This is a genomic window from Bacillus sp. FSL K6-6540 (assembly GCF_038007545.1).
Genome location: NZ_JBBOXH010000001.1, coordinates 5132387 through 5159072 on the forward strand (window position 1 = coordinate 5132387; position 26686 = coordinate 5159072).

General features: G+C 45.4%; 26 protein-coding genes. 14 read left to right on the forward strand and 12 right to left on the reverse strand.

What is annotated here, in order from left to right; translation table 11 throughout:
* The first annotated feature begins 437 nt into the window (after window positions 1-437).
* From MHH82_RS22835 to MHH82_RS22850, 4 genes are read left to right on the forward strand one after another with little or no spacing between them, the layout of a single operon-like run.
* Entirely contained in the window at window positions 438-1601 is a 1164-nt protein-coding gene (locus tag MHH82_RS22835; protein ID WP_340967939.1) for an ABC transporter ATP-binding protein, read from the forward strand.
* Window position 1602: 1 nt separating this feature from the next.
* Window positions 1603-2268, forward strand: a complete 666-nt coding sequence (locus MHH82_RS22840; RefSeq protein ID WP_009589947.1) for an ABC transporter permease — start codon at window positions 1603-1605, stop codon at window positions 2266-2268.
* Entirely contained in the window at window positions 2265-3218 is a 954-nt protein-coding gene (locus tag MHH82_RS22845; RefSeq protein ID WP_340967940.1) for a glycine betaine ABC transporter substrate-binding protein, read from the forward strand. Before MHH82_RS22840 ends, MHH82_RS22845 begins: the two co-directional genes overlap by 4 nt.
* A 13-nt stretch (window positions 3219-3231) precedes the next feature.
* Complete coding sequence (locus tag MHH82_RS22850) at window positions 3232-3933, forward strand: ABC transporter permease (protein WP_015736627.1); 702 nt, start codon at window positions 3232-3234, stop codon at window positions 3931-3933.
* 81 nt (window positions 3934-4014) lie between these two features.
* Here the strand turns inward: MHH82_RS22850 and MHH82_RS22855 are convergent, their stop codons facing one another.
* Complete coding sequence (locus tag MHH82_RS22855; RefSeq protein WP_015736628.1) at window positions 4015-4539, reverse strand: AAA family ATPase; 525 nt, start codon at window positions 4537-4539, stop codon at window positions 4015-4017.
* Window positions 4540-4726: 187 nt separating this feature from the next.
* Window positions 4727-5002: a YciI family protein gene (locus tag MHH82_RS22860; RefSeq protein ID WP_251497673.1), complete on the reverse strand. Its 276-nt coding sequence runs from the start codon at window positions 5000-5002 to the stop codon at window positions 4727-4729.
* 307 nt (window positions 5003-5309) lie between these two features.
* Here MHH82_RS22860 and MHH82_RS22865 point away from each other — a divergent pair, with 307 nt between their 5' ends.
* The 9 genes from MHH82_RS22865 (at window position 5310) to MHH82_RS22905 (ending at window position 15995) form a co-directional block, all read left to right on the forward strand.
* Window positions 5310-6905, forward strand: coding sequence for an extracellular solute-binding protein (locus tag MHH82_RS22865; protein WP_340967942.1), 1596 nt, complete (start codon window positions 5310-5312; stop codon window positions 6903-6905).
* Window positions 6906-6975: 70 nt separating this feature from the next.
* Entirely contained in the window at window positions 6976-7938 is a 963-nt protein-coding gene (locus MHH82_RS22870; protein WP_251497678.1) for an ABC transporter permease, read from the forward strand.
* A 12-nt stretch (window positions 7939-7950) separates the two neighbouring features.
* Complete coding sequence (locus tag MHH82_RS22875; RefSeq protein ID WP_015736632.1) at window positions 7951-8832, forward strand: carbohydrate ABC transporter permease; 882 nt, start codon at window positions 7951-7953, stop codon at window positions 8830-8832.
* Window positions 8833-8926: 94 nt separating this feature from the next.
* Entirely contained in the window at window positions 8927-11299 is a 2373-nt protein-coding gene (locus MHH82_RS22880) for an AraC family transcriptional regulator (protein ID WP_015736633.1), read from the forward strand.
* A 231-nt stretch (window positions 11300-11530) separates the two neighbouring features.
* Complete coding sequence (locus MHH82_RS22885) at window positions 11531-12958, forward strand: PQQ-dependent sugar dehydrogenase (protein ID WP_015736634.1); 1428 nt, start codon at window positions 11531-11533, stop codon at window positions 12956-12958.
* Entirely contained in the window at window positions 12955-13794 is an 840-nt protein-coding gene (locus MHH82_RS22890) for an ATP-binding cassette domain-containing protein (protein ID WP_340967944.1), read from the forward strand. The genes MHH82_RS22885 and MHH82_RS22890 overlap by 4 nt, the downstream gene beginning before the upstream one ends.
* The gene (locus MHH82_RS22895) at window positions 13794-14651 is read left to right on the forward strand and encodes an ATP-binding cassette domain-containing protein (RefSeq protein WP_015736636.1); all 858 of its coding nucleotides are present in this window, start codon (window positions 13794-13796) and stop codon (window positions 14649-14651) included. Before MHH82_RS22890 ends, MHH82_RS22895 begins: the two co-directional genes overlap by 1 nt.
* Before the next feature lies 1 nt (window position 14652).
* The gene (locus MHH82_RS22900; protein WP_015736637.1) at window positions 14653-15417 is read left to right on the forward strand and encodes an energy-coupling factor transporter transmembrane component T family protein; all 765 of its coding nucleotides are present in this window, start codon (window positions 14653-14655) and stop codon (window positions 15415-15417) included.
* A complete protein-coding gene (locus MHH82_RS22905) occupies window positions 15414-15995 on the forward strand; it encodes a hypothetical protein (RefSeq protein ID WP_015736638.1) in 582 nt (193 codons plus the stop codon). Before MHH82_RS22900 ends, MHH82_RS22905 begins: the two co-directional genes overlap by 4 nt.
* Before the next feature lie 152 nt (window positions 15996-16147).
* Here the strand turns inward: MHH82_RS22905 and MHH82_RS22910 are convergent, their stop codons facing one another.
* From MHH82_RS22910 to MHH82_RS22940, 7 genes are all read right to left on the reverse strand, one after another.
* The gene (locus tag MHH82_RS22910) at window positions 16148-17059 is read right to left on the reverse strand and encodes a phosphotransferase family protein (RefSeq protein WP_261979367.1); all 912 of its coding nucleotides are present in this window, start codon (window positions 17057-17059) and stop codon (window positions 16148-16150) included.
* 80 nt (window positions 17060-17139) lie between these two features.
* On the reverse strand, window positions 17140-17646 hold the full coding sequence (locus MHH82_RS22915) for a DinB family protein (protein ID WP_036664274.1): 507 nt from the start codon (window positions 17644-17646) through the stop codon (window positions 17140-17142).
* Between the two features lie 387 nt (window positions 17647-18033).
* Complete coding sequence (locus MHH82_RS22920) at window positions 18034-19089, reverse strand: ankyrin repeat domain-containing protein (protein ID WP_340967946.1); 1056 nt, start codon at window positions 19087-19089, stop codon at window positions 18034-18036.
* Between the two features lie 398 nt (window positions 19090-19487).
* Window positions 19488-19790 (reverse strand): hypothetical protein, encoded by a 303-nt coding sequence (locus tag MHH82_RS22925; RefSeq protein WP_340970108.1) that lies wholly within the window; start codon window positions 19788-19790, stop codon window positions 19488-19490.
* A 111-nt stretch (window positions 19791-19901) separates the two neighbouring features.
* Window positions 19902-20105, reverse strand: coding sequence for a hypothetical protein (locus MHH82_RS22930; protein WP_041622034.1), 204 nt, complete (start codon window positions 20103-20105; stop codon window positions 19902-19904).
* 152 nt (window positions 20106-20257) lie between these two features.
* Complete coding sequence (locus MHH82_RS22935) at window positions 20258-20719, reverse strand: hypothetical protein (protein ID WP_340967948.1); 462 nt, start codon at window positions 20717-20719, stop codon at window positions 20258-20260.
* 438 nt (window positions 20720-21157) lie between these two features.
* A complete protein-coding gene (locus MHH82_RS22940; protein ID WP_036664283.1) occupies window positions 21158-22549 on the reverse strand; it encodes a family 4 glycosyl hydrolase in 1392 nt (463 codons plus the stop codon).
* Window positions 22550-22722: 173 nt separating this feature from the next.
* On the opposite strand from MHH82_RS22940, the gene MHH82_RS22945 reads away from it, so the two are divergent.
* Entirely contained in the window at window positions 22723-23574 is an 852-nt protein-coding gene (locus MHH82_RS22945) for an AraC family transcriptional regulator (RefSeq protein WP_340967949.1), read from the forward strand.
* A 151-nt stretch (window positions 23575-23725) separates the two neighbouring features.
* Here MHH82_RS22945 and MHH82_RS22950 read toward each other — a convergent pair whose 3' ends face one another.
* Genes MHH82_RS22950 through MHH82_RS22960 form a run of 3 tightly spaced genes read right to left on the reverse strand, consistent with a single transcriptional unit; the run spans window position 23726 to window position 26639 of the window.
* Window positions 23726-24808 (reverse strand): Gfo/Idh/MocA family protein, encoded by a 1083-nt coding sequence (locus MHH82_RS22950; protein WP_340967950.1) that lies wholly within the window; start codon window positions 24806-24808, stop codon window positions 23726-23728.
* An 18-nt stretch (window positions 24809-24826) separates the two neighbouring features.
* Entirely contained in the window at window positions 24827-25810 is a 984-nt protein-coding gene (locus MHH82_RS22955) for a Gfo/Idh/MocA family protein (RefSeq protein ID WP_015736647.1), read from the reverse strand.
* 40 nt (window positions 25811-25850) lie between these two features.
* Window positions 25851-26639, reverse strand: coding sequence for a phytanoyl-CoA dioxygenase family protein (locus tag MHH82_RS22960; RefSeq protein ID WP_340967952.1), 789 nt, complete (start codon window positions 26637-26639; stop codon window positions 25851-25853).
* Window positions 26640-26686: the final 47 nt, after the last annotated feature.

A 26686-nucleotide genomic window follows, 5' to 3' on the forward strand; every position in this document is an offset into this window, starting at 1 on the left:
ATTCTCACAGGTATATCAGGATTCATGGACGAAGACACAAATGATCCTTATATACGAATAGGGGCTAAAAGGCTTGGAATACTTCCTTCGGATGGATGTAATAAGGGATTGCACACCGCTTAGAAAGCTAATATGCATATAAAGGTGGAATTTGGGGCATGTAAGTCTATGCCATAACAAAGATTGCCGACTTAAATTGTTAATACCCTCAGGGTTTCCTCTTGGTTTTCTCCACCCCTTGATGATGCGCTTAATCCTATTCCATTTTGATTTCTTTTAGAGCTAACTTGCTTAGCTTCATTTCTGTTTCTACATAACGAGGCTGCCGCCTTCCCTACTCAGCAATATACTTTTCCTCAACTCTTTTTTGGGTCCCCGATGGATGATATGCCAAATGCTCCGCATAATATGGATACTGCTTGCAAAGGGGCGATTGAATGATAGTACTGGAGCATGTGAACAAGGTTTATGATAATGGCTTTCACGCGCTGAAGGACATTAATCTCGAATTCAAAAAAGGGGAAATTACCGTCCTCATCGGTCCGAGCGGCTGCGGCAAATCAACAACCATGAAGCTGATCAACGCGCTCAACACGCCATCCTCGGGTAAAGTTCTGATTGACGGTCAGGATATCTCCAGATTGAATCCGGTTGAACTGCGACGCAATATCGGCTATGTCATTCAAAGCGTTGGTTTATTTCCGCATATGAATATCTCCAGGAACGCGGGCGTGGTTCCGCGTCTGAAGAAGTGGGATAAAGACAAAACAGATCAAAAAGTAAATGAATTGTTGGACATGGTTGGACTGGATCACACCATTTATGGCACTCGCTATCCATCCGAGCTAAGCGGCGGACAACAGCAGCGCGTAGGCGTCGTGCGGGCGCTTGCGGCTGAACCCGATATCATCCTGATGGACGAGCCGTTCTCCGCACTGGATCCCATCAGCCGCGAGCAGCTTCAGGATGAGCTGATCCGGCTTCAGCAGGAGCTCAATAAGACCATTATTTTTGTAACGCATGATATGGATGAAGCTATTAAAATCGCGGATACCATCGTTCTGATGAAAGATGGCGAAATGGTTCAAACGGGTAGACCGGACAGCATATTACGGCATCCAGCAAATGATTTTGTGCGTGACTTTATCGGTTCGAAACGTCTGCAAAATGAAAATGAAAGCGCATATGAAATTCCGCTTGTGGATGAAGTGATGATTACGAATCCGGTCACGGCATTCCCGAGCCGGGGATTGGCTGAAGCCATCAAGATGATGGAAATGAAGCGGGTCGATTCGCTGCTGATCGTGGACCGTAACCGTCAGCTTCAAGGCGCGGTTTCGATCTACCGGGTTCTCGACCAATACGGCGAAGAAGGCAAAACCGTCGCGGATGTGATGCATCCGGTCCGTTTTTCCGTTGCTTCGGGAAGCACGCTTCCGCAGGCCATCGATATTATGGACAGCCACCAGCTCAGCAACCTCCCTGTCGTAGACAGCAATAACCGGTTCCTCGGATTAATCACAAGAGGCAGTGTGGTTAAACATCTGGCCGAAGTCTATCCAACGATGGTTCCTCCGGTGCTGAACGGAGAGGGTGAGTGATATGAATGCATTTTGGAGCTTCATCACGGATCGTTATCCGGATATTCTGAAGGCTTTGCAGGAGCATCTGGTCCTCTCGTTCTCTGCCGTGCTGCTCGGGACTGTGATTGCCGTACCGATCGGAATCCTGCTGGTCTACAACCGGGTCGGCTGGTTGAACAGCATCGTCTTCTTCGTTGCGAATCTGTTTCAGACAGTACCGAGCCTAGCGCTCCTGGCAATTCTGATTCCGCTGCTCGGGATCGGCATGAAGCCGGCCATACTCGCATTGTTTCTGTATTCCCTGATGCCTATTCTGCGGAATACCTATGACGGTTTTCACTCCGTGGATAAAGGCGTGCTCAATTCGGCCAGAGGGATGGGATACAGCACCGCACAAACGATTTTGAAAATTCAGCTTCCCCTATCGCTTCCTTACATCATGTCCGGTGTCCGCATTACGACCGTGTATATCATCAGCTGGGCAACACTGGCTTCCCTGATCGGTGCTGGCGGTTTAGGCCAGCTCATCGTATCTGGACTTGGGGTCAATAAGCCCGAGATGATATTCATCGGTGGCATCGGTGCAATTCTGTTGGCGCTTGTAGCTGACGGACTGCTTGGTCTGCTGGAGGGCTGGCTAAGCAAGCACTACCATCAGAATCAAACCCGGGACGCTGCGATATGAGTAACTTCAACCGTGAACAGCGAGCCGGACGGAACAAGGAAGGCGTGATAAAACTGAACAAGCTGAAAAGGATACCGATGTTAGTCTGCTTGATGGCTCTTTCCGCTATTACCTCCGCATGCGGAATTCAAAGCGACCTTACCATCGGGACGCAAACCTATACCGAAACCAAGATTATTGCCGAAATGTATAAAGCGCTGATTGAAGACCAAACCGATCTGAAGGTGGATGTTATCCCGGATCTGGCATCAAGTTCATTGGTCATCAATGCGATGAAGCGAAACGACGTTCAGATGGCGACGCTATATACCGGTGAGATTTTCAACAACCATTTCCCGATCAGCGGCACCAAAGACCGCGATAAAGTCTTGAAGGAGGCACAGGAGGGATTCCAGGAACACTTCGGGTTCACCTGGATGAAACCGCTGGGTTTTGAGAACACCTACGCGTTCACGGTAAGAAAGGATCTTGCCGAAGCCAACGGGTACACCAAAATTTCCGACGTCAAAAAAGACATGGCCTCCATGAAGCTTGGGGTAGATACGACGTGGCTGGAGAGAAGCACGGATGGATATCCGGCATTCTCCAAAGCATACGACATCAAATTTGGTCAGGTCTTCCCCATGGAAATCAGCCTGGTCTACAGCGCGGTAGCCAATGAGCAGGTGGATATCGTGTTGGCCTATTCAACGGATTCCCGGCTGAAAGCCTACCAATTGCAGACGCTTCAGGATGACCAGCAATTCTTCCCTCCCTATGATGCAAGTCCGGTATTGCGTTCGGACCTTTTGAAGAAGCATCCTGAAATTGAGGATACGATAGCGCCTTTAATCGGTCATCTGGATGCAGATACGATGATATCGCTTAATTATCAGGTGGACATTGAGAAGAAAAGCGAGCGGGAGGTCGCGATCGCGTACTTGAAAGAGCAGGGCTTCTTGAAAAGCTAAAAGGAGGGTAAGCATGGAAAGTGAACATTTAACATTTGCCGACTTTTTGTCGTATATATCACGAAATCAAGAATTGCTCTGGGAGTATTTCATCCAGCATATTACGATGGTGGTTATCGGGCTGGGGCTGGCATTCATCGTCGGCGTGCCGCTTGGCATTCTCTGCTCTAAGAGTAAATGGGCGGCCAAGGTCATTTTGTTTATCACCAACATCCTGCAGGTGGTACCAAGCTTAGCCATGCTCGTGGTTCTCATGTTATGGATGGGACTCGGAACGACAACGGTCATGGTGGGACTCTTCCTGTATTCCCTGAATCCAATCGCGCGGAATACGTACGTGGGGTTAAAACAGGTGGATCCCAGCTATCTGGAATCGGGAAAAGGTATCGGAATGAGCCCCTTCCAAATGCTCGTGAAAGTACGTTTTCCGCTGGCGCTGACGTACATCATGTCGGGCCTGCGTATCGCGGCCGTTATTGCCATCGGCGTGGTAACGATCGCTCCCCTCGTGGGAGGAGGCGGGCTGGGACGAGAAATTTACGCTGGACTAAACAGCAACAACTCCCTGCGGATTTTTGCAGGCGCCATTCCTGCCGCGGTGCTGGCAATCGTTGCGGATATCGTGCTTGGCATGCTGCAGCGTAAGATGGATCTGGCCAAGCGGAAGTCAGCCGGTGCGGCTCCATCGCCTGCGAAAATGCAAAATATAAACTGAGGTTTACAGAAGGTACATTCTAAGGGGCATTCCAAGAGATCTTCGATCTTGCGGAGTGCTCTTTTCTTTTTGTTGTTAGTATTATTTTCCCTTTAGATAATCCAAGACACTGTTTAAGTAACTTTCAATGGATTGCGAAGAATCAATAGTCAGACACTTTATATCTAATGGTCGTTTACTTTCATTTAAACCAGATATAAATGATTCTTCAGTCGTCTCCGATATTTGGCTTATCATTCGTTTTCGATTTTGAAGCCTGTTACTAATTTCCTTGTAATCGTTAAGGTAACATTCTATATATTTGTATTTGGCGTGATATTTCTTTGCTAATCGCAATCCATGATCAAGCATCTCCGAATATAAACAAGGAGCATCAAATATAACATCATGACCTTGCGATAAATAAAACTCGACCAAATCCCAATCAACCGTGTATGAAATTTTGCCAAGATGTTTCATTTCAATATCAAGTCCTTCTGCTGACTTTAATATTGCCGTTTTAGATATATCATGGTCAACAATGACAGCCCCAGTTATATTGGCAATTCGTCTAGCAAGCGTTGATTTTCCCGAGCCCGGAAAACCCGACATTTGGAGGAAATACACTTCAGCACCTCGCTTTACTCTTATTTTAACTAATCTAGAATTGTTTTTTCTCTAGGTACTGTGCTTTTCACAAATTCCTCTCGATGAAAGATGGTTCAACTATATAAGTTTTTCTTCTATAAATCATTTTTTGTCCTTTCTGTTTTCGGGAATTTCCTAACAGTTGAATTGCAAGATGTATCATATCTTAAAGTAAATAATTATTTTCTTCATTAGCCAGCATTAGCGTTCTGATTTCATATGATTTGCACCCCGATGCAATAAATGGGTCAGAATTGGCAATGTCCGTTGCTTCCATTAAATCCTCTGCTTGAATGATGACGATTCCTCCAGGATAATCCGCAAAAGGGCCACAAAGCATAAGTTTGCCTTGCGATTCTAAACCTCTTAAATACTCCACGTGACCCTTAATTATTTCTTGATTTAACGGTTTTTGATTGTTCATTAAATAAACAAATGTCATCTACTTCTCCTCCTCACGGAGATTTATGGCATAGCTGTTCATCATGTACGTCTCCGGCTTTAACTTGTTGGAACTATGCGAAGATTGGCTGGGGTTTGCGGCTCGCTGCTTAGCCCCAAAGATTTGCAATCTCTCCCCACTGTAGAAGGGACAATCTTTAATATGGTCGATTCAGTTTTATATTCGCCAGTGCTTGATCTTAATAATGGCAACCCTTTCCTGATTTTATATGATTCCGGAAAAAACAACCATCCTTTATGCTGAATATGTCAAAAGCACATCAAATATGGAGGAGGAACTACGGTTTATGCAGATGAGCAGGAACATCATCAATAAGCTTATACCTGTTATAACATGTCTGGGACTGGCTGCCACAGTGATGGCCGGCTGCAGCAGTGAGAAGATGCCAAAGGGGAGTACGGAATCCACAGAGTCAACCCAACCTTTGAGCAACTTATCGTATTGGAAAGAGATGCATCACGACGCAGCCGCCATTATGAAAAGCTATGGAGAGATTACCGCTATTAAAGAAATCGAAAATAAAACCGGTGTCAAAATCGATTACCAACACCCGGCCCAAGGCCAAGGCGGTGAACAATTCAACTTGATGATGGCCTCGAAATCGCTGCCCGATGTCGTTGAGTATTCGTGGAATAATTATCCGGGAGGCGCACAAAAAGCGATTAAGGATGGTAAAATCATTCCATTAAATGACTATTTGGACCATGCGCCTAACTTCAAAAAGCTGCTGGACGAAAACCCGGAATGGAGAAGACAGGCGTCGACGGACGATGGCGATATTATCGGTTTTCCGTTCATCCGCCCCGTGAGAAAACTGCAAACCCACTCCGGCCCGGTTGTACGTAAAGATTGGTTGGACAAGTTGGATTTGCCTATTCCTAGAACCATCGATGAATGGTACACCGTTTTGAAAGCGTTTAAGGAACAAGATCCCAACGGTAACGGAAAGGCGGATGAAATTCCGATCATGATGGGAGCAGGCGAACTTGCTTTTACTGGCGCTTTTGGGATCCCGAACGGTTTCTATCACGAAGGAAATACGGTCAAATATGGCCCTGTTCAACCTGAATATAAGCAATACCTTACAACTATGAACCGTTGGTACAATGAGGGCTTGCTGGACAAAGACTTTGCAGCCAATGACAGCAAAATGTACGATGCCAAAATAACCGGCAATCAGGTCGGTGCGGCTGTTATGGCTGTAGGCGGAGGCATGGGCAGGTTTATGGATTTAATGGAGTCTAAGGAACCGCAATTCAAGCTTGTTGCCACACCCTATCCGACATTACAATCCGGCGGTAAACCGATATTCGGTCAAATGGACAATCAGATTGTCGGCATATTCACTGCTATAACTGAAAGCAACAAGCACATCGCTGAAACCGTAAAATTCTTCGATTATTTCTATAGTGAAGAAGGACGAATGATCATGAACTTCGGTAAAGAAGGCACATCCTATACGATGGATGACGGTTATCCGAAGTATATGGATTCCGTCCTGAACAATCCGGAAGGATTGCCGCTTGCCCAATCCCTTAAAATGCATGTCTTGTCCGCTGATGCGGGTCCTTTCTTGCAGGATGTACGCTATATAGAGCAATATGCGGCCAGACCGGAGCAGCAAGAGGCTTTGACAGTCTGGGCAGAACCTTCGAATGAAAAAAGAATGCCTCCGATCACCATCGCCAGGGAAAACAATAGCCGATATGCCTCGATCATGAACGATATCGATACGTATAAAAATGAAATGATCGTAAAATTCATTATGGGCGCAGAATCGCTGGATAAGTTCGATGAGTATGTCGCTACCATGAAAAGCATGGGTATCGACGAGGCAATTCAAATGCAGCAATCCGGATTGGAACGCTACAACAACCGATAAAATGCCTACTACACTGGAGACGGAAAGCTTGCGGCTTGCCGTTCTCCGGTATTCAAAGAAGGAGTAAACCATGCCTAATGTACAGAGAAACATTGTGAAGACGGCAACGGGGAACCGGGCAGAGAAGAAATGGAGCATGATAAAAAAGGACATTATTCGGAACCGCTACATTTATCTTATCCTGCTGCCCGTCGTTGCCTACTACATCGTTTTTCATTACGGACCCATGTATGGTCTGCAAATCGCTTTTAAAGATTACGGACTTGCAGACGGAATTTGGGGAAGTCCATGGATGGGTTTCGATCATTTTGAAAGTTTTTTTGGAAACTACTACTTTTGGAGACTGATTCGGAACACCTTGCTGATCAATATCTATGAATTGCTGTTTGCGTTCCCCGCTTCGATCATACTTGCCTTATTGCTTAATGAGATTCGCAGGAGTTTTTTTAAACGGATCGTACAGACGATAAGCTATCTCCCGCACTTTATCTCCATCGTCGTTGTGGTCGGGATGATGATCGATTTCTTTGCCCGCGACGGTCTGGTGAATCAACTTCTTGGCATGATCGGACTTGAACCGATTGCCTTCATGCAGGAGCCGGGGTGGTTTCGGTTCATGTACGTATCCTCCGGCGTCTGGCAGGGAATCGGATGGGGCTCTATTATCTATCTCGCCGCCATAGCCAACATCGATCCAACACTCTATGATGCGGCCCGGATTGACGGAGCGGGACGATGGAAACAGACCTTGCATATTACCCTGCCCGGGATCATGCCGACCATTGTAATATTGTTTATACTCAACATGGGATCCATGCTTTCCGTCGGGAGCGAGAAAATTATTTTGATGTACAATCCGATGACCTATGAGACGGCCGATGTCATCTCCACCTATGTATTCAGGAAAGGTATCCTGGGAGCCGATTTCGGTTACACCGCTGCCGTTGGGTTATTCAATTCGGTCATCAGCTTCATTCTGATCGTACTCGCCAATTCCATTAGCAAAAGAGTGAGCGAACATAAATTGTGGTAAGGGAGGAACGGGATGTTTCACAAACGCAGCCTTGGTGAATCGATATTTTCCGTCGTCAATACATGCTTCATGCTCTTGCTTTGCTTCGTCACGCTTTATCCGTTCCTTTACGTTTTATTCGCATCTTTAAGCGATCCTGCAGAAATCGCCCAATTTCGCGGCATGCTGTTTTTCCCTACCGGGTTTAATCTGGATGCGTATAAAGCCGTCATGGATAATCCCATGATTCTGACCGGTTACCGGAACACCCTCTTCTATGTGGCTGGCGGCACAATCATCAACCTATTCATGACAACGCTCGGTGCCTATGCCCTTTCTCGCCGCAACGTCTATTTCAACAATTTCATCATGTTCATCATCGTGATCACGATGGTGTTCAATGGGGGGCTCATTCCAACGTTTCTGCTGGTGAACAGTCTCGGCATGCTGGATACGCCTTGGGCTCTTCTCTTGCCAGGGGCTATCAGTTCATTTAACTTGATCATTATGCGAACCGCCTTTCAAGCGGTACCCGTTAGTTTGGAGGAATCCGCGCGGATCGACGGGGCCAATGATTGGATCATTATGAGCAGGATCATTGTTCCTCTTTCGATGCCCGTTATTGCCGTCATGGTTTTGTGGTATGCAGTGGGGCATTGGAATTCATACTTTAGCGCATTGATTTATTTGCGTGATCGGGAGTTATTTCCTCTACAGCTTGTGCTCCGTGAAATTCTGATCTCGAACAGTACGGACAGTATGACGACCGATGCAGCAGCCACAGATCGGTTGGACATCGGGATCACGATCAAATATGCGACGATTATCATATCTACGCTTCCAATATTATGCCTGTACCCGTTTCTGCAAAAGTATTTTGTGCACGGTGTCCTGATTGGTGCGTTAAAAGAATGATCACCACACGAATCGGTCATCCAACGAAGGGAGCAAGCTTGCTCTTCCCGAATTATAGGGATTGAGCAAGCTTTTCTATACTAGGAGGATCGCCATGTTTTCAATCATTCGAAGAAAGAATGCCGGAAGCAAAAGAAGGAGCCTATTCATCAGGATGCTCGTATCCAATTGTCTTCTGCTCCTGGTTCCCATTCTGATTTGGTTTGTGTTCTATACCAATATTGAACATATCATGAAATCCAATGCGGAACGGTCCAATCTCGGCATGCTGGAGCAGATGCGTCTCAATATAGACAGCCATTTTAAAGAAATTGAACAATTATCCCATCAAATTATACTCAATCCGAAGCTCCGTTATTTATTGGATACGGAAAACAAAGACTTGTCAGAACGGTATCATTTGGTCCAGTTTACAAGGGATTATTTAAAAATGCACTCGAGAATGACCAAGGATTTTGTGTACGATTTCTATATTTTTTTGGACCGAAGCGATTCTGTGATCAAACCGAATCTCGTAACCGATTCTCACAACTTTTATGATAAATATTATCGCTTTGAACATCTGACCTATGAAGAATGGCGTAAGCAGATGACGAGCTATCATAGTCAAACATACCTGCCGTCCTCCACCTTACAACGAAACGGCTACCTGAAGGATGACCCCATGCAAGTGATTACCTTTATGCAATCGTTGCCGGTCGAAGAAACATCCAATATGAAAGGGAATCTTACGGTTCTGATTGATGAAACCAAGATTCACGAAATGACACGACAAATCGAGTCCGCAAACGGGAGTTCCGTTTATATCGTGAACCAAAATCATGAACTCATCAGCAGTACCCCAGGTGCAAGTCCGTTATCAAACTCGATATTGAATGAACTGAAGTCGAACTCCGGTTTACGCAATTACAATCTGAACGGTCAAGATGTAACGGTATCATTCACAACCTCGGGACAAGTCGGATGGTACTATATTGCTGTGATGCCTTTGAATGTATATTTGCAAAAAGTGAAACAAATGGAGCATCTTGCGCTGTGGCTTCTCTTGCTATGTATCCTTGCGGGGAGCGCGGCTGCATATGGAATCGCGTATCGAAACTATTTTCCAATCAAAAGAATGATAGAGGCGATTCAGGCCGGAAAGTCTCATCCACGTAAACCTGCTGTGAATGAATTTGATTACATCCTGGAAATGATGAAAATTTCCTGGGACGAGGAAAGGCATATTAAAAACAAACTGACTCAACAACTGCCCATTCTGCGTTCTAACTATTTACATCGAGTGCTTCAAGGCTACTTTGAGCCTCCAGAGCAAATGAAACAATCGCTGGAATTTATGGGCATCCATTTTCCGTTTCCTCATTTTATCGTCATTCTCGTTCAAGTGGACGACATGACCCGGTTCGCACCGAACCAAAGTGAAAAACAATGGGCATTGGTGCGATTTATCATCTCCAATTTGGCTGAAGATACAGTCTATGAAGGGCATACGATACATACGATCGACTTGGAGAAAGACCGGCTGGCCCTGCTCGTTAATCTATTGCCGGATCAGATGGATCATCCGACTTGCCGGGTGAAGGACATCGTATCCGGATTGCATCGCATGCTGGAGACTAGGTTCAAGCTGGAGATCAGCATAGCCATAAGCGGCGTTCATAAGGGCCAGCATCAGATTGGAGAAGCCTATTTGGAAGCGGCTGCCGCCTTGGAGTACAGGATGGTCAATGGGCAGCTGTCGACCTTTTACTATCACGATATTCGCCAGAAAAAGCTGCAGTATTATTACCCTGTCGAAACCGAGCTGCAGTTAATCAACTGTATTCGAAGCGGCGATACAGAGCAAGTGGTCCAACTGCTTACACAGCTGTTCGATCGAAATTTTCGGGACGAATCCATCACTCCGGAGCTTGGGAGATGCCTATTATTCAGTCTTGCCGGTACCCTGCTGCGTATCATGGCATCAGATTCGGATACGCTGGCTTACCGGAAGCTTACAGAAGGTGACATCCATCCTGTGCGCTTCCTGCTTTCCTGTAAAACAACCGACGAAATGTTTGAAAAAGCGAAAGACCTGTATGTATCGGCCGCCGAATCGTTCAAACTGGAACGAAGCGATCACAATGAACAGCTCCTGCTGCAAATTCAAACCTGCATTCAAGCGAATTACGCCGATCCCAATATGAGCTTGAATTTAGTGTCTGAGCATTTGCAGATCACGCCGCAATATATTTCACAATTTTTTAAAAGAGTGAGTGGACAGAACTTCAACGACTACCTGACTGTCGTGCGCATGGATCACGCTAAGAAACTGATGTCGGATCCTGGACTGACCAACGCACAGATTGCCAAGATGGTCGGTTATACAAGCGATACGGTTTTCATTCGGGTTTTTAAGAAGGTCGAAGGCATAACTCCCGGTAAATATAGAGAGAGTATTACGAAATGTGTTGGATTAAGTGAATAGGAATATATACTACATTATTCTACATTGGCAGCACATCTCTCATTAAAAGAAAGGATGTGCTGCTAATAGTTTTGCGCTCATATTTCTCCGAGGATTTTTATCATTGCTCGTCTTTTTTTCCATGGACCATAGTGCACAATTATATGGATTCTACTAACCGCTCCTCTGGAATAATAACCGGTTCTAATCATAAACTTATACAAGAAAGCCATAAAAGGAGGGTTAAGTGAATTGACGAAAGTTAAAGTTAGTTTACGGCCCATTGTTAGCAAGCTAAATTTACCCACGGTGTTGAAAACAACGATTCTTCCGGGCGACTCCATCGAAAGATTATTTATTGCGACTCAGGTAGGAGAGATCTTTTACATAGGAAACGGAGTTATAGAGACTTTCTTAGATATTCGCCCGCGAATCCTGAAACTAGGTGGTTCTAGCGGCGGATATGATGAACGGGGACTGCTGGGGCTAGCATTTCATCCCCAATTTTATGTTAATCGTCTGTTTTATCTCCATTATTCAGTAGCTGGAACCCAAGGTCCAGGGGCCCTTCCAGGTGCTCCTCCTGAATCTTTTAAGCCTAACCCGTGCGATGCTAGCACCTTAAACCTAAAGTGGGCAAATAGAGAACATCAATACGATCATATCGATACAGTCGAAGAATGGATTCTGCAATCGAATGGCCAACCTCACAAAAGGCGGACGTTACTTAATATCAGAAGGCCATTTTTAAATCATAACGGTGTCAATAGCCTAAACTTTTCCCCTGAAACAGGAAAGCTTGTTTTGACAACCGGTGATGGCGGATCAGGCTATGATCCGTTCAATTTAAGCCAAGACGATATGGAAATCGCAGGTAAAATCATCGAAATTGATGTCGTTAAGAATACGTATATCGATAATCCGCCCGTCGTTACGCGTTTTAATGAACTGCCCGTACCCATTCAGGAAACGCTTACGGTAATCGCCAAAGGCGTTCGCAATATACCCGGCATTTCATTTCAAAGGTTTTACAATCAGTATATCAAATACGTAGGAAATGTCGGACAGGATCTCGTAGAGTCGATTTTTTCGTTCGTTCATTATAAACCGATACCGGTTACTCAGCTTATACAAGCTTCTTTAATGAAAACGGAACCTGATCATGAAGGATTTATTAACTTGGGCTGGCGCGGGTGGGAAGGTGCTTTTCCGACCTCGATCATAACCGGCTGCTCTGCAAATCCGGCTTTGAACGAGAAAACCATTGCTTATTACGAGGAAGCCGTAAGAACTTCCGTACGGCGTCTTCAGCCTCTGACAAGTTATTTTCATGAAGATTCCCGAACCGATAAATTTAGAGCAACTGCACTTACAGGAGTACAGCCCTATATGGGATGTGAAATCCCCTCTCTATCAGGAAACGTTGTGTTTACCGACCTGGCTCGAGGGCCTGAATCTCAACTTCCCGTTAGAGGGGTCTTAGCTTACACCAAGGTAAGAACGGATGGTAAGCTAAATGATTTTCATGTTATTGAAACCGATGATCCGTTTGGGTCTCAATCCGCGTATTATGTTAGTCTGGGAACGAATCTGAATCAAACCAGACTCTATTTAGGGGTTTATGGCTCGATGAAAGTGGCTGATGCTAACCAAGGTACCGTTTTTGAAATTATTCCATGATTCATAACGAACCAAATCCGGCCAGAATGATGGAAAACGTTATTTCGTTCAATAACGTATGGTTCCGGTACGATTCGCACCAGGATTGGACACTTCGGGAAATCAATCTAACCCTTGATGAAGGAGAATGGCTTACGATCGTGGGTGGTAACGGTTCCGGAAAATCAACGTTAGTTCGATTGATTAACGGCCTGCTCCAACCTACATTGGGAGAAGTCGCCGTTTACGGAAAGAAAACATGCAACTACGGGAACTTATGGGATATTCGCCAAAATGTAGGTATGGTATTCCCCAACGCGGAGAATCAAATTGTCGGCATGACCGTTCAGGAGGATACGGCTTTTGGCTTGTATAATATCGGCGTTTCCCCGGAAGAAGCAGAATCCCGTTGCCGATCCGTCTTGCAATTGCTTGGACTCTATGAACTGAAAGATCGTCCTCCATATTTTCTATCCGGCGGGGAAAAACAAAAGTTGGCGATTGCCGGAGTTCTGGCCATGGAGCCCAAAGTGATCATTGTTGACGAGTCCACTTCCATGCTCGATACCCAAAGCGCCCGGCATATTCATGAGATTATGTCCGAACTGCATCGTAACGGATACACGCTTATCCAGGTGACCCATGAGGTCGAAGAGATTTTCACTGCCGATCGTCTTATTGTGATGCAGAAAGGCAAGATCCGGTTCGATGGAACGCCCAAAGAAGCGGCGGCAAATTCGTGCGTTTTTACGGACGCCGGCCTTCTCCCTCCGTTTTCTGTTCGAATGCGTGATCTTGCCAAGCAAAAAGGGCTGAATGTACCTGCTACGAATGAATTTGAATTCGGGGATGAGTGATGGATATTGTTTTAGAGAACGTCAAGTGCATGCTTGCCGCCAGAACCCCTTTTAATACAAAAGCCATTGATCGGATCTCGCTGCATGTTCCTGCAGGGCAGTTCGTGGCGATTATGGGGCCGACCGGGAGTGGAAAAACCACATTGGGACAGTTGATGGGAGGCCTGATCCTCCCTCAATCAGGGGTAGTACGGATCGGACCTTACCGAGTCCATAAAAAGTCCGGCCGTCTCCGCCTTTGGAAAACAATCGGATTCTTGTTCCAATTCCCCGAGCACCAAGTCATAGAGGATACGGTTTTCAACCATATCGGAGCCAGACTACATCGACTAAGCACGAGGCGGGAATGGGTTGCCGAGCAAGTGAAACAAACGATGGAAGCCGTAGGGCTGTGCTTTTCGCAGTTCAAAGACCGGTCGCCTTTTCAAATCAGCGGCGGTGAATTGCGGCGGATCGCACTGGCAGGAGTACTCGTTTCGGAGCCGAAAATTCTCATTCTGGACGAACCGACAGCGGGCCTGGATAACTGGGAACGCAGCAGAGTGTTATCGTATATAAAGCAAGTTCATAATGAGAGAAAAATGACGGTTCTCTACATGACTCATCGGCTTGAAGAGGCCCTCGAATACGCTGATCGGATTCTCGTGTTGGACCATGGTCAATTATACGCGGATTTCCACCCTTGTAACATTCGGGATCACTGGCAGCGGTTGGAGCGAATCGGTTTTGTGAAAACGCCTCTCCTCCGTTTTATAGATTCACTCGAAGAACGGTCCGCCAACAAACTGCTCGAAAGTGTATATAAAGAGGAGCAATTGATATCATTCATCACAACGCTCTCTAGGGAGGAACTGTGACATGCAATGGTTGAAGCTGCTGTCTTTCGGGCCGTCTATGAATACGCGCTCTTTTTTGCAAGACTTGGATCCTCGTTCAAAACTTATCTTCACAGCGACCTATTTATCTTTGGTTACCATCTCAAATGATCTGGTCAGCGTGGTTTTCTATGCAATCGTTGGATTGTTGTTGATTCTCGCCGCCCGGTTGCCGCTAGCTTATTTATGTAACGGTCTGCTGGGTTTGCTTCCCCTTCTGCTCACGCTGTTTTGTTTCCACATGCTGTTAGGCGATCTTAAACATGCAATTCTCCTGCCTTGCAAGCTCATTTTTTTTATCACAACGGCTATAGCGCTCAATGCAACAACCCCTCCGACCAAGCTGGCAGACGGTCTAGAGGCCATCCTACGCCCGCTTACTCTCGTTCGATTTCCGGTTCAGAATTTCGTATTTATGATCTCGGTGGCCTTCCGGTTTATTCCGCTCTTTATCGATGAAACCGACTCCATGTTGAAATCGCAAAAAGTGAAACACGCGTGTTATAAAGGCGAAGGTCTTCGAACCACAACACAATCTCTTCTTCAGCTTCTCGTTGCTCTGTTCGTTGCCGTGCTTCGCCGTGCGAACCAACTGGCTCTCGCGATGGACGCTCGTTGTTACTTACCGGGAAATAAAATCCGGGCACGCCGTTTATGGTTTAGTTGGCGCGATTGGATGACGATCCTTTCTGCGCTGGCTCTGCTTCTGATCCATATGCTGTTGAAAGGAGAAGTTTTTGAACGATGAATTCCATGAAAAATTACTGGCTAAAGCCTGTAAGTGCAGAAGTTTCAGAGATTCACACCCGTTTTGGAGCGGCACGATTTGCCACAAGAAAAATGATTACGGTCGCTTTTCTTGCCTCGTTATCCGCTATTTTTCAATCCATGGGAGGCTTATTGCCAGGGATAGGCTACTTGATTAGTCCCCTCGCCACAGCCCCCATCGTGTTATGTACGATCCTTTCCGTCGGTTCCGGTCTGACCGGCTTTTTGCTCGCGATGCTGCTTCTCTTTTTTATCCAACCAAGCGAACTGATCGTTTTTCCTTTCACGACAGGTTTATTGGGGCTTGGGATTGGCGGTTCGCTGTTATATTTGAAATTACGTTTGCCAGCCGTGATTGCCGGATCGTTTTCTTTGTGGGCGGGAATCCTTTTGTTGCTATACGTTTTTCGATTTCCTGTTCTGGGCCCTGCAGTTTCATCTACAGTTAGCCTAAGTACGATCTCTATCGTTTATGTGTTCTCGCTTTTCTACAGCTGGCTATGGGTAGAAATAAGCAGGTATCTCATTACGAAAATAAGTAAGGGATTACTTGAATAAGACGGGGCAGTCTGCCAATTCATAGCCCAACACATTGCAATGACGCCCCACTCGTTAGGATTGGTACGCTTGCGCAGCATTGTATGGCCATTCCTCTTCGAAAACCCTCTACCGGACCGAGGGCCGGATGGCCCCCAGCGTGAAAGAATTGCCTACACTCGATTTTTCTGTTTCCCTAAGTCTCTTCTTATCTCTGCAACTAGCTTCTTCTTCTCAACATCAGATATGGCATCGGCAGACAATTTCCTTGCTAAAATCGGTATTATCCAAGGCACTACATCATCATAAGAAATCCCAGAGAGTCTATAGTATTCGTCTATAAATATGTCAATTAGATCCTCACGAATCGAATCAAACATATCTCTAGTTTCCTCGGGAAAGGAGGACGGCAATACGGCATATCGAATCATTACAATATACTCAGCAATATCTGCTTCAGGATTTCCTATGGTTGCATTCATCCAGTCTAACAAGATTGCTTCTCCGTCATCCTTAACGATTACGTTGCGTGGATTTGGATCACCATGACATAGGCATTGTTTCGTTTCTAGCGATTCTAATAAGGAAATTGCGCTCTCTTTTTCACTGGCACTCAGGTAATTAACACTCAGAATGTTTGATTTTATTATGCTTTTCTGGCAAGGCAATTCCTTACCTTCAGCTAATGCTTGGTGAACGCGAAATAGTAGTTGAGCTGTAAGCTGGACGTCCGCTTGTTTAACTTCGTTGTTATGGCTAACGATAACCTGATTAAAAAAACGCTCCATCATAGTTTTACCTGCAATATGTTCGAATACAATCCCCGGTCTTCCACTCATTTTCGTTAACTCAAAAGGCTGAGGAATAGGGAGTCCACATTCCCAAGCGATGCAATTATTCAAATACTCTCTTCTTAAAGCTTCGAAACTTGTATTCTCTTTGGCTAGTTTTATGATTCTATTATCCCCTACTTCGAAAACCTCAGAGCATCCACCTTCTCCGATTTTTTGTCCTAATGTATATAACATTAAAGGTAATTCCTTTCTTTTATGTTTTTGTATTTCAGCTAACGTTAATGTATTCACGACGTCAAACTCCCATATGCCTGATGCATGAATAAAATGGTATAGGTTGTACCCACCTTTTTTTCGAATATGCAGCTTATTTATTTAAGTCTATCTATAATTTCATTTATTTGATTAATATGCCTTTGTTCATGTAAGTACAGTGATTTAACCCATTCAATTAATAACATCTCTTTAAAGACTGGGTGTATAAAATGTCTTTTACTCAGCACTGACTCGTCTTCTACTGTATTTAATAGTTCAAGTAACTTCTGTCTTGAATTGTTTAGTTTCTCAATGATCTCTTCATATTCTAAAAATTCATCCGTTGGTTTAGCAATGTCAGGAGCTTCTAGCTTTTGACTTCTATCAAGTAGAAATTCGACTGATTTATTTTCTATAAATGAATCTTCTTTGCTCTTTAACCCTTTCTTTATAGCTACGACATATAATTCCTCTGTTTTAAAAAGGTGTTGACAAACCTGACTAATACTCCAACTGTTTAAGTCTTTCTGTTGGTTTAATTGATCTCCGCTCAACCCAGTAAGAATTCCAAATAATTCGTCTCTGGTCTCTTTTAATTTTTGTTTGATTTCTTGAAGCTCCATAAAAAACTCCCTTTCTTTAATATTTTGCGGATATTTCCTATAACGTTCTTGTATTACGAATCCTAACCCCTTAAAGGAGCAGAGCGACTGGCTACCATGCATTTAGGTGGTGCAGGGTTGTCTGCCTGAAATGACTTCTTCCATGTCTCTGGCAGACCAAGGGGTGTAAGCCGCGTTTCGTGAATATGGTGTTATCAGATGTGAATATCTTCTTCGAGTAATTCTACAACGCACTTCATTAGTTCCTTCATTTCACTTCGTTCTTTACATTTCTTATGTATTAAATTTAAATAATATCCCCTTTTTCTTAGCTACAAAGTGCTTAGAAAAAGGGGATGTATTCTGCTTAAAAATGCTTATTATATACATGGATAAGTCGAATATATGTTATCGCTTATAGTCAGGCTGCTCCAGAGTAATAGGATTCGAATTACTGAGAACCCAATGCACTGCCAGCTCGCACAGTCTCGCAGGTTCATCGCTGCCATTTCCGTTGTGAAGTTCTTTCACTAATATTCCTGCCTCCTGAAGTGAAGCGGGATTTAATGGTGTACCCAAGCTAAAGTAATGTATCAAACGATTGAGCATTTTACGATATTGATGATCCCAATTCATACCACCATTATCTAAAATTTCATATGACACTTTACCAGTAATCCGGATAACCTCACCCTGTACGGTTTTCGCATGTCCTTTTGAAGGAATGAGTAAATTCCAGAGTTCATGATGTTGTGCCTGCCATCCCTTTGTTGATACTGTTATCGAAGAGGCGCCGTCGTGCGTCTTTCGCTTCTCTACTGGAGGAACATCAAATAGCTCATATAGACGTAAAAGTGCCTCATCGGTTTGATTCAAATATTCTTTATTAAAACCTTCTCTGTGAAATTCAAAGTCGTTTCCGATTCGCTTAATAGAGTCTTGCATCTCCGGCGTTACAGTGGTTCCAGCGTTTAGCAAAATATCGGCAACTTCCGCCATATTGACAATATCCGCGTTCCTGCACATGGCCAAAGCTTTTTCTAATGGAGTCTGTCTCATCTTATTTATTGCTCTGATATTAGCGCCTTTAGCAACCAACGTGTGAACCGCTTTTGGTTTAAATGAACCTGCGGCGGCAAATAACGGTGTCTCGTTCTGATAATCAACGGCTTCCAGATCTGCACCCAAATCAAGCAGCAGCTCCGTATGACCACACCAACTCATTGCATGTTTGTGCAGAGGCGTTGCTCCGTAATTGTCTCTAGCATTGATATCAGCACCCTGTTCTACGAGCCAGCGAACCAATTCATTCGGTACTTGGTAAAAGCCCAATGCTGTTGATTTACTGTAACCGCCACGGGCATCCAATTCGCATCGGGTAAATACCTCTTGTAATGCGGATAAATCGCCTGCTTCAATGAGTTCGTCAAAATTTTTCGGTAAGGTTTTTTTCTTCTTGCCCATATGTGCTTTCTCTCCTGACGTCAGAATTTATATATCTTCTTCATTTCGATAAAAACCCTATATTTTACCATTTTTCACTCGGATCGAGAGGCGAATAGCCCAATGCGTCAATAATAAAGATTGTATCTATCCTGCTTGCAATTGGACTTTGCAATATTAATAACCTCCCATGAAAAACATAAATGATTTGTTGGTTTAATAAGTTGCACTAATTTCTGATAACGTTCCTTATTTACGACGAGAGCCGGCCTTAGATAGCTCCTATCTTAGGTCGGCTCGATGTCATCCGAGTTATCTTCCATGATTATACATCGGACGATCGAGGGGTGTAAGCCCCCGCAACGCGAATATTATGTTATAGATGTATCTCCTGCCTTCTTGAACTGCTAACATGATGTTTATAAAGCGTCATAATAAATGTTTTTTATGTATTTTCGATCCCCATAACGGATTTCTTTTGGATAATCTTCGCTGTTGATCTCCAACTTCAGTAAATCATCATGACTCTCTTTTGTTTTACTTTTAATCTCTGCCCCAGAATGAATATTATATAGTATAGATAAATATTGGTTATACAATTCCATCTTATTAAAACTAATATCTAGTTGTCTCATTATTTCTTCTAAATTGAATATCTCGTCCGTTTCATCTATCAAATCAAAAAACGGTAGATAAAAAGAAAACTCAATATATCTCTTCATACTTAATTTCCTTTCATTTCCCTCGGCTTCAATTAATTTGATCAGCAATAATCCCCTCTCGAACGCCAGCTGCCAACCAAAGTCTACCCTGACTGCAGTTAAACAGCAGGGTTATTTTTTGGGTTTTGTTGAATGAGCCGTCTTATCTTCTCGCTTTTTCAAATAAATATAGAGAAGTATGCTTCCAAAGAATGATATTTCAACTGCCCCGGTAAGAATCCTCATCCATCGCGTTTCTTTAAAATCAAATAAGATATGTCCTATACAGTATACTGCCGATAGCATGATAACCCATTGAAGTAGTGACTTTTTCATTCGCCAGTCTCCCCCTCTTAGTGACTAAATAGTCTAATAATTCTTAATACTTGATTAAGGTAGCATACACTGCAAAGTATGATTGTGGAATTTTGGAGTTTAAAATGAAACGGACTAGCGCGACTAGTCCGTTTCTGTTGTTCATATTAGGTCTATTGAACTTCTAGTGCTTTTTTAATTTTATCATTCAAATCTTTATCTCTCGATATAGTAATGTATTCGTCCGATTTATTAAAATAATTCTCTGAGCCTAGGATTAATAGTTGTTCTACACCATTCTCTGAAACGACATATTTATATTCCCCACTATCAGTTGCTTCCTCTACTACAATATCTATTTCCTTGCCGTTCTTATGTTCAAGATGTACAAGTTCGAATATTCCCATATCAGATTTAATGTACATCGAGTAATTAGGATTTGTATTGAAGAATGCAGTGTACTTAGAATTATGAATTTCTTGAATTTTGAGCCCCTCATTGTTTAAAAGATCGAGTATCTCCTTAGCATGTTGATATTCGCTTGGTACAACTAATGGCTTTGATTCCTGTTGCGAACACCCGAGAGTCAGGGTGCTTAAAATGAACACGAAAATGATACAGATCTTTCTCAACAAAAAATCACCTCTTAATCATATACTATTAGTAATGTTAAACATTTACAAGTTCTTAAGATCACTAACGACCGGTTTTTCCTGTTTCGATATCCAGCAATACGCTTCAATACCCATCTGAGCGTTGGAATTGCCATTCGTTTCATTGGATTGATATCTGTTACAAATAAGGTTTTACACGAGTCTTTGCGGCTGTCTAAATACTGTTTCAACCATACTTAACACTACCAAGTAAATACAGCTGCCACTTGAAGCATGCCGGCTCCACGCAATTCGACCGTATTAAACCAAAGACCACATGATCCCTGATTAGGGAATCTTGTGGTCTTTTCGCTCTGCTTTTTTAGTTTCCGCGGTAACCTGAGAGCAAATGCTTCACTTAGAACGAATGGCTCCCTTTAACCGGGGCTTAATGTACTCCGCATAAACTTTGAGTTCAGGTCAATCTTCGTACCAAGCGTCCGGGATCATCTCACGTTCCAGTACCAGCAGTTCTTTGATGATCTGGTCCGCGTCGCTGATGGAATTCACGAGCGGATCCGTCAGCATCGCTCTCCTCAGCTTCTCGTAGCTCTGTTCCACGACGGCCTCTGCCGTAAGCTCATGCGTATCCAGCACAAGCTCCTGCATGCCTCGAATTCCCCGCGGCATCTCGCCTACGTGGACCGGCTTTGCCCCTTCCATGCTTACGTCGCACAGGAGCTCCAGGAACGAGCCGTCGCTCATGTTCGTTACCGCCCCGCGGTTGAGCGTGTTGATGAAGAAGCGCTTCCCCAGATTTCCCACCATATTTTCGATAATGTCCGTCGCATGATCCGGGCCGAAAGTGCTCATGTAATCGGCAATCGGAATGTTCCCCGAGAGGAAGTCGTCCACCTGTTGCCACATCTCGTCGTGTCGCTGATATCGGTCCTCCGTCTCCCAAATCGATAACGGCGGAATGGAGTCCCGCGTCTTGCCGAGAGCTTGCCAGTACCGGACATACTCCTTTGTATGGGCCGTGCAAGTAGGAATGTATCCGAAAATATCGTACAGTTCATACGTGATGGCGTCGTTATGAAGCGCTTTTGCGCCGTGGTCGCCGCCATTGTTCTCTTCGCCAGCCGCCTTGCGCATGGCCTCCGCAATCGCAGGCATGACATTCTTTCCATCGAACTCCGCTTTCAGCAGCCACGTAAAATGATTGACGCCGGCGACGCGGAAGTCGAACTTCCGGTCAATCTCCGCGGTGAACTCGCTTTGGTCCCCGATAATGCCGGCCCGCACGGCATAATGGGCCTTCTTATGCGGCATATGATGGCTGTCGCACAGCGCGAACGATTTTAGCTTCGGCGCATATCGGTGCAATGCAATACCATGGACGGTAGATGGGTTAATATAGTTGATCACCCAGGCCTCGGGGCACAACTCCTCGATGTCTTTGGCGCATTCCATGATGACCGGAAGCTCCCGCATCGCTCGGAATATGCCGCCCGGTCCGATCGTATCTCCGGAGCACATGCGGATGCCGTACTTCAAAGATACTTGGCAATCGATACCCCGATATTTCACCGATTGTTCGGCAAAGCTGAGTACAACGAAGTCGGCCCCGGGAAGCACCTGTCTTCGGTCCGTCGAGCCCTCCACCTTCAAGGAGACGTTGTTCTCCCGAGCCACCATCTGGGCAAGTCTCACCATTTTCGACAGCCTTTCCTCATCCGTATCCACCAAAGCAAGCGTTCCCCGATTCAGGTATGGGGAGTGGACCATCTGCCATATGGACTGACGACCGAAAAAAAGGCTGCCTGCTCCGATGACGACCACCTTCGGCTGCTGCATATTGGAACCATTCATGATTAACCCTCCTCATAGGATATAAGTCCATTATAGGAGAGTGGCCGAAAAGCGGAATGTACGATAGTTATCAAAACATGTCATATAGTATGATAATTCACATCTCATAAATTCTTTAGTATACTTGCTTAAAACCAAGAATGTCATACGGTAGAGGAGACAGTGGAAATTCGATGTGCGCCAAGAAAATGAACATGAGTATAATCAACGAACTCTCGGAGTATATAAGTCTCCGGATGAGCTCCTATTTAGAACAGGCTCATGATCAGGGCTGGATCGAACACAAGTCGCATCCCGATTACGATCTCTGGTTCATTCAATCGGGCTCGGTTAAGATAACCATCGACGGGTTCGAACATACGGCTGTCCCGGGAGACGTGGTGTTTTTTTACCCCGATATGCCCTACATCGCCTCGACGACCGAGGATGTTTGCCGGTTCTTATACGTACATTTCGATTTCGGCATCGGAGAACAACAGCGAATTTTGGGCGAGTTTCAACTCCCTGGTATTGTGGCGGGCGACCTGATCCGGGAGGAGGCGACACTGTTCACCAAAGCCTACCATCGATTGAAGCAAGGCAGCGGGACGTCGGGAAACCAGCTCTACCTAAAGGCTTCTCTTCTCGTCGTGATGGCTAAGATTCTCGAGCTTCACGGGCAAGGTGCCTACACCGGCAAATTTCTGAATGGCAGGAAGCCGAGAAAAACAGAAGGAAGCCTGGATGTCTTGCAGGACGTATTCCAATACGTGGATGCGAACTTGCAGCGTTCCATTCGGATGAACGAGCTCGCGGCGATTGCCGGCGTCTCCGAGAAGTATTTTATCTCCTATTTCAAGAAAAGCGTGGGCATCACGCCAGGGCAATACATTTCCCAAATCAAAATGAATCGAGCAAGAGATTATCTCTACGAAAAAAAATATACGATCCAGCAGATCGCCGGCTTCCTTGGCTATCCGGATCCGTTCACATTTTCGAAAGCCTTCAAGAAATATTACAACGTGCCTCCTTCGAAATTCGAGTAGCCAGACTTCTCTCTCTTTTGCCGATCATGACGCATCATAGAAAAAAATCCCCTCCAGTCAACAGTGTTGAGCCCATGATACCATGGACTCTTTTTTCACTGTCTCCATTAAGGGGATATTACAACGGAAAAGAGCTCTTTATTTCACGTCCTTATTCTTTATCAAAATAAACGGTTTTTCCTGTTTCTGCGGATATATACACGGCCTCTAATATTTGTGAAACAATCATAGCCTCTCTGGGTTTAACCAAAGGTTCGGTATCGTTCACGATACTGTGAATCCATTGTTTGGCTTCATATTCGAAATCGGTCAACTCTTCTCCCCTAAATTGTTCTCGTACATTCGGATTCACCTCGATTTTATTCAGGAACAAGCTCCCGTCCCGCTCGCCATTGATCCGCAGTTCATTTTTAGCAAAATCCGCTCCTCCCTTCGTTCCGCACAGCAGGTTGCCGCCACCTTCCGCAATGTTAAGGGCCCAGCTGGTTTCAATGATGACCGTCGCTCCGTTTTTAAATTTCACATACCCGAAGGCCGAATCTTCTACCTCGAATTCGTTTGGATCCCAGGCCCCCCATTCGTTCGCAGCATTTTCGGTATACTTCAGTTTATGGAAGACACTGCCGACGACGCTCTCCGGCTCATAGTTATCCATCAACCATAGGATCAGATCCAGGGAGTGGGTTCCAATATCGATCATGGGACCGCCACCCTGTTTCTCTTTATCCAGAAACACGCCCCATGTCGGAACGCCTCTTCTTCGGGTAGCGACCGCTTTTGCAAAATAGATATCTCCAAGTTCCCCATCGGCAATCATCTTTTTTAACAGCTGGCTTTTGGCGTTGGAACGATTCTGGTACCCGACGGTAAGCTTCTTGCCTGTTCGCAAGTGGGCTTCGTACATCGCTTTGGCCTCCGCACCTGTGACCGCCATTGGTTTTTCGCACATGACATGTTTGCCGCTTTCGAGCGCATCAATGGAAATCGTCGCGTGCGAGCTGTTCGGTGTTAGCACATGCACGACCTCAATCTCTTCCATGGCAAGCAGATCGTTGTAATTCGTAAACACCTTTGCGTCTGGCGTGCCGTATTTTTTCGCGGCTTCCTCTGCTCTTTCCGGCTTCAAGTCGCAGAAGGCCACCATCTGTACGTTGTCTAACTTGGATAAACACGGCATATGTTTCCCGTTCGCAATCATTCCGCAACCGATGATCCCTACTTTTACGGTTCTCATGGAATTCCCTCCCTCGCGTTATTTGAACTCTACCGTTCGGTTTTCCTTATGAGCGATGTATGCCGCTTCCAATAGCTCCGTCAATTTCGTTCCCTCTTCCAAACCGAAGGGCATCGGCTTGTCATGAATTAAGGCATCCGCCCATTGGATGATCGGAAGCGGCTGCTCTTTAGGGAGTTGAGTGGGTGAGATCCATCCGGAAAAGGGGGAATCGAGCTTCTTCGAGATGACTCTAACGGTATCATCCGAGATCATCAAGGTGCCCTCCGTACCGTAAATCTCAAGTGCAGAAGGGGTTCTGTACGTCACAAGGCTTGTTTCGACCAGTGCGACCGCATTGTTGACGAACTCAATGGAGCACTGCGCATTATCTTCCACTGCACGATGGGTGAAATAATGAAACATGGAGGTGATTCGTTTGGGCTGACCCAATATCCAGCTGGCTAAGTACATCGGATGACATCCCAAATCCATCATCGCTCCGCCGCCGGTTTGCTTCTCATCGTACCAGTATTCCGGGAGCCAATTGTTCAATGCGCCGTCGTGGCCGTTCCGAATGCGCAAAAGCGTCACGTCCCCCAATACATGGTCATCGATCAGCTGCTTCGCGAACAATTGGTGAGGCCTTGTGCGAGCCGGAAATGAAATGCAGAACTTGACGCCTGCTTTGCGTACCGCTGCAGAAATTCGATTACATTCTTCTACGGTAAGAGCCATGGCTTTCTCGGTAAAGATGTGTTTGCCGGCCTCAGCCGCAGCTACCATGACGTCGGCGTGCATGCTTGTAGGAGCATCCACCACGACCCCATCGATGTCTTCCCGCTCTAGCAGCGTATCCAAATCCGCTTCAAAATCCGTTCCCAATTGGGCAGCCCATTCGCTTCCCCGTTCAGGCTGTTCGTCCCAGACTGCCGTGAGTTTGACGTTACCGTGAGATAGCAACCTTCTTGCATAATCATCTGCATGCACATGCCACTTACTTAACATCGCAACGTTCAACATGCGTTTCCCCTCCGTCATCGTTTATATTTTTTACAAGATTTTAGTTTTCTTCAAAGGGAGGTGGCATATAACTTGCTCCAAATGGCGCATCAGGCCTTGAAAAATCCCCCATTAAAGCTCTTCGCACAGGCGTAGTTCTTTGCATAAAGTTGACATCGTTATGAAAACGGTCCGAGGGCTTTACCCACGGAGGGCTATAGATGTAATGCATGGTATAGCGGTCGTAATCCCAATTATGTTCGTGCGCCCGATGCCACACGGCGTTGTGAAACACCAGGACTGATCCTGCAGATGCACATATCACATGGCTGATCGGCGTACCCGAATTTGCAGTCCGGATCGAATCCGGTAGTGGAACGAGACTGCGGTGGCTGCCTGGAATGAGCTCCATATTCCCCATGCCGGGTTCTTCCTGATCGGTCAATAAAAATGAAGCACGGAGCTGAATAAGGGGGACTGGGTACCCCAGATTCTTAAAATCGAAAGCGCTGGATCCGTCTTGATGCCAGCCTCCCATCCTCCCCCTTGCCGGCTGCATCGTATTCCACCCGGACTGCATAATGAATCGATCGCCAAGTAAGCCCCTTATCTTCGGTAAAACCGATGGATGATCCATTAAGTTTTCAAGAGCGTGTTCAGACTCATACCCTCGGCCGACTTGACCCCAACCGACTGTACCTGCCGCTTCATGAATTCGAATGGATGCCTGCAGGCATTCTTTGACCTCCTCTTTCGACAGCACATTCGGAATGACAAAATAACCCCACGATTCGAACATAAACTTATCGAGTTCAGTGAATGCGCCTGCTGAAACGACCGGGTTTAACATGAGTTGTCCCCTCTCTTGCGACTGACCTAATATTCATGAAATATTCG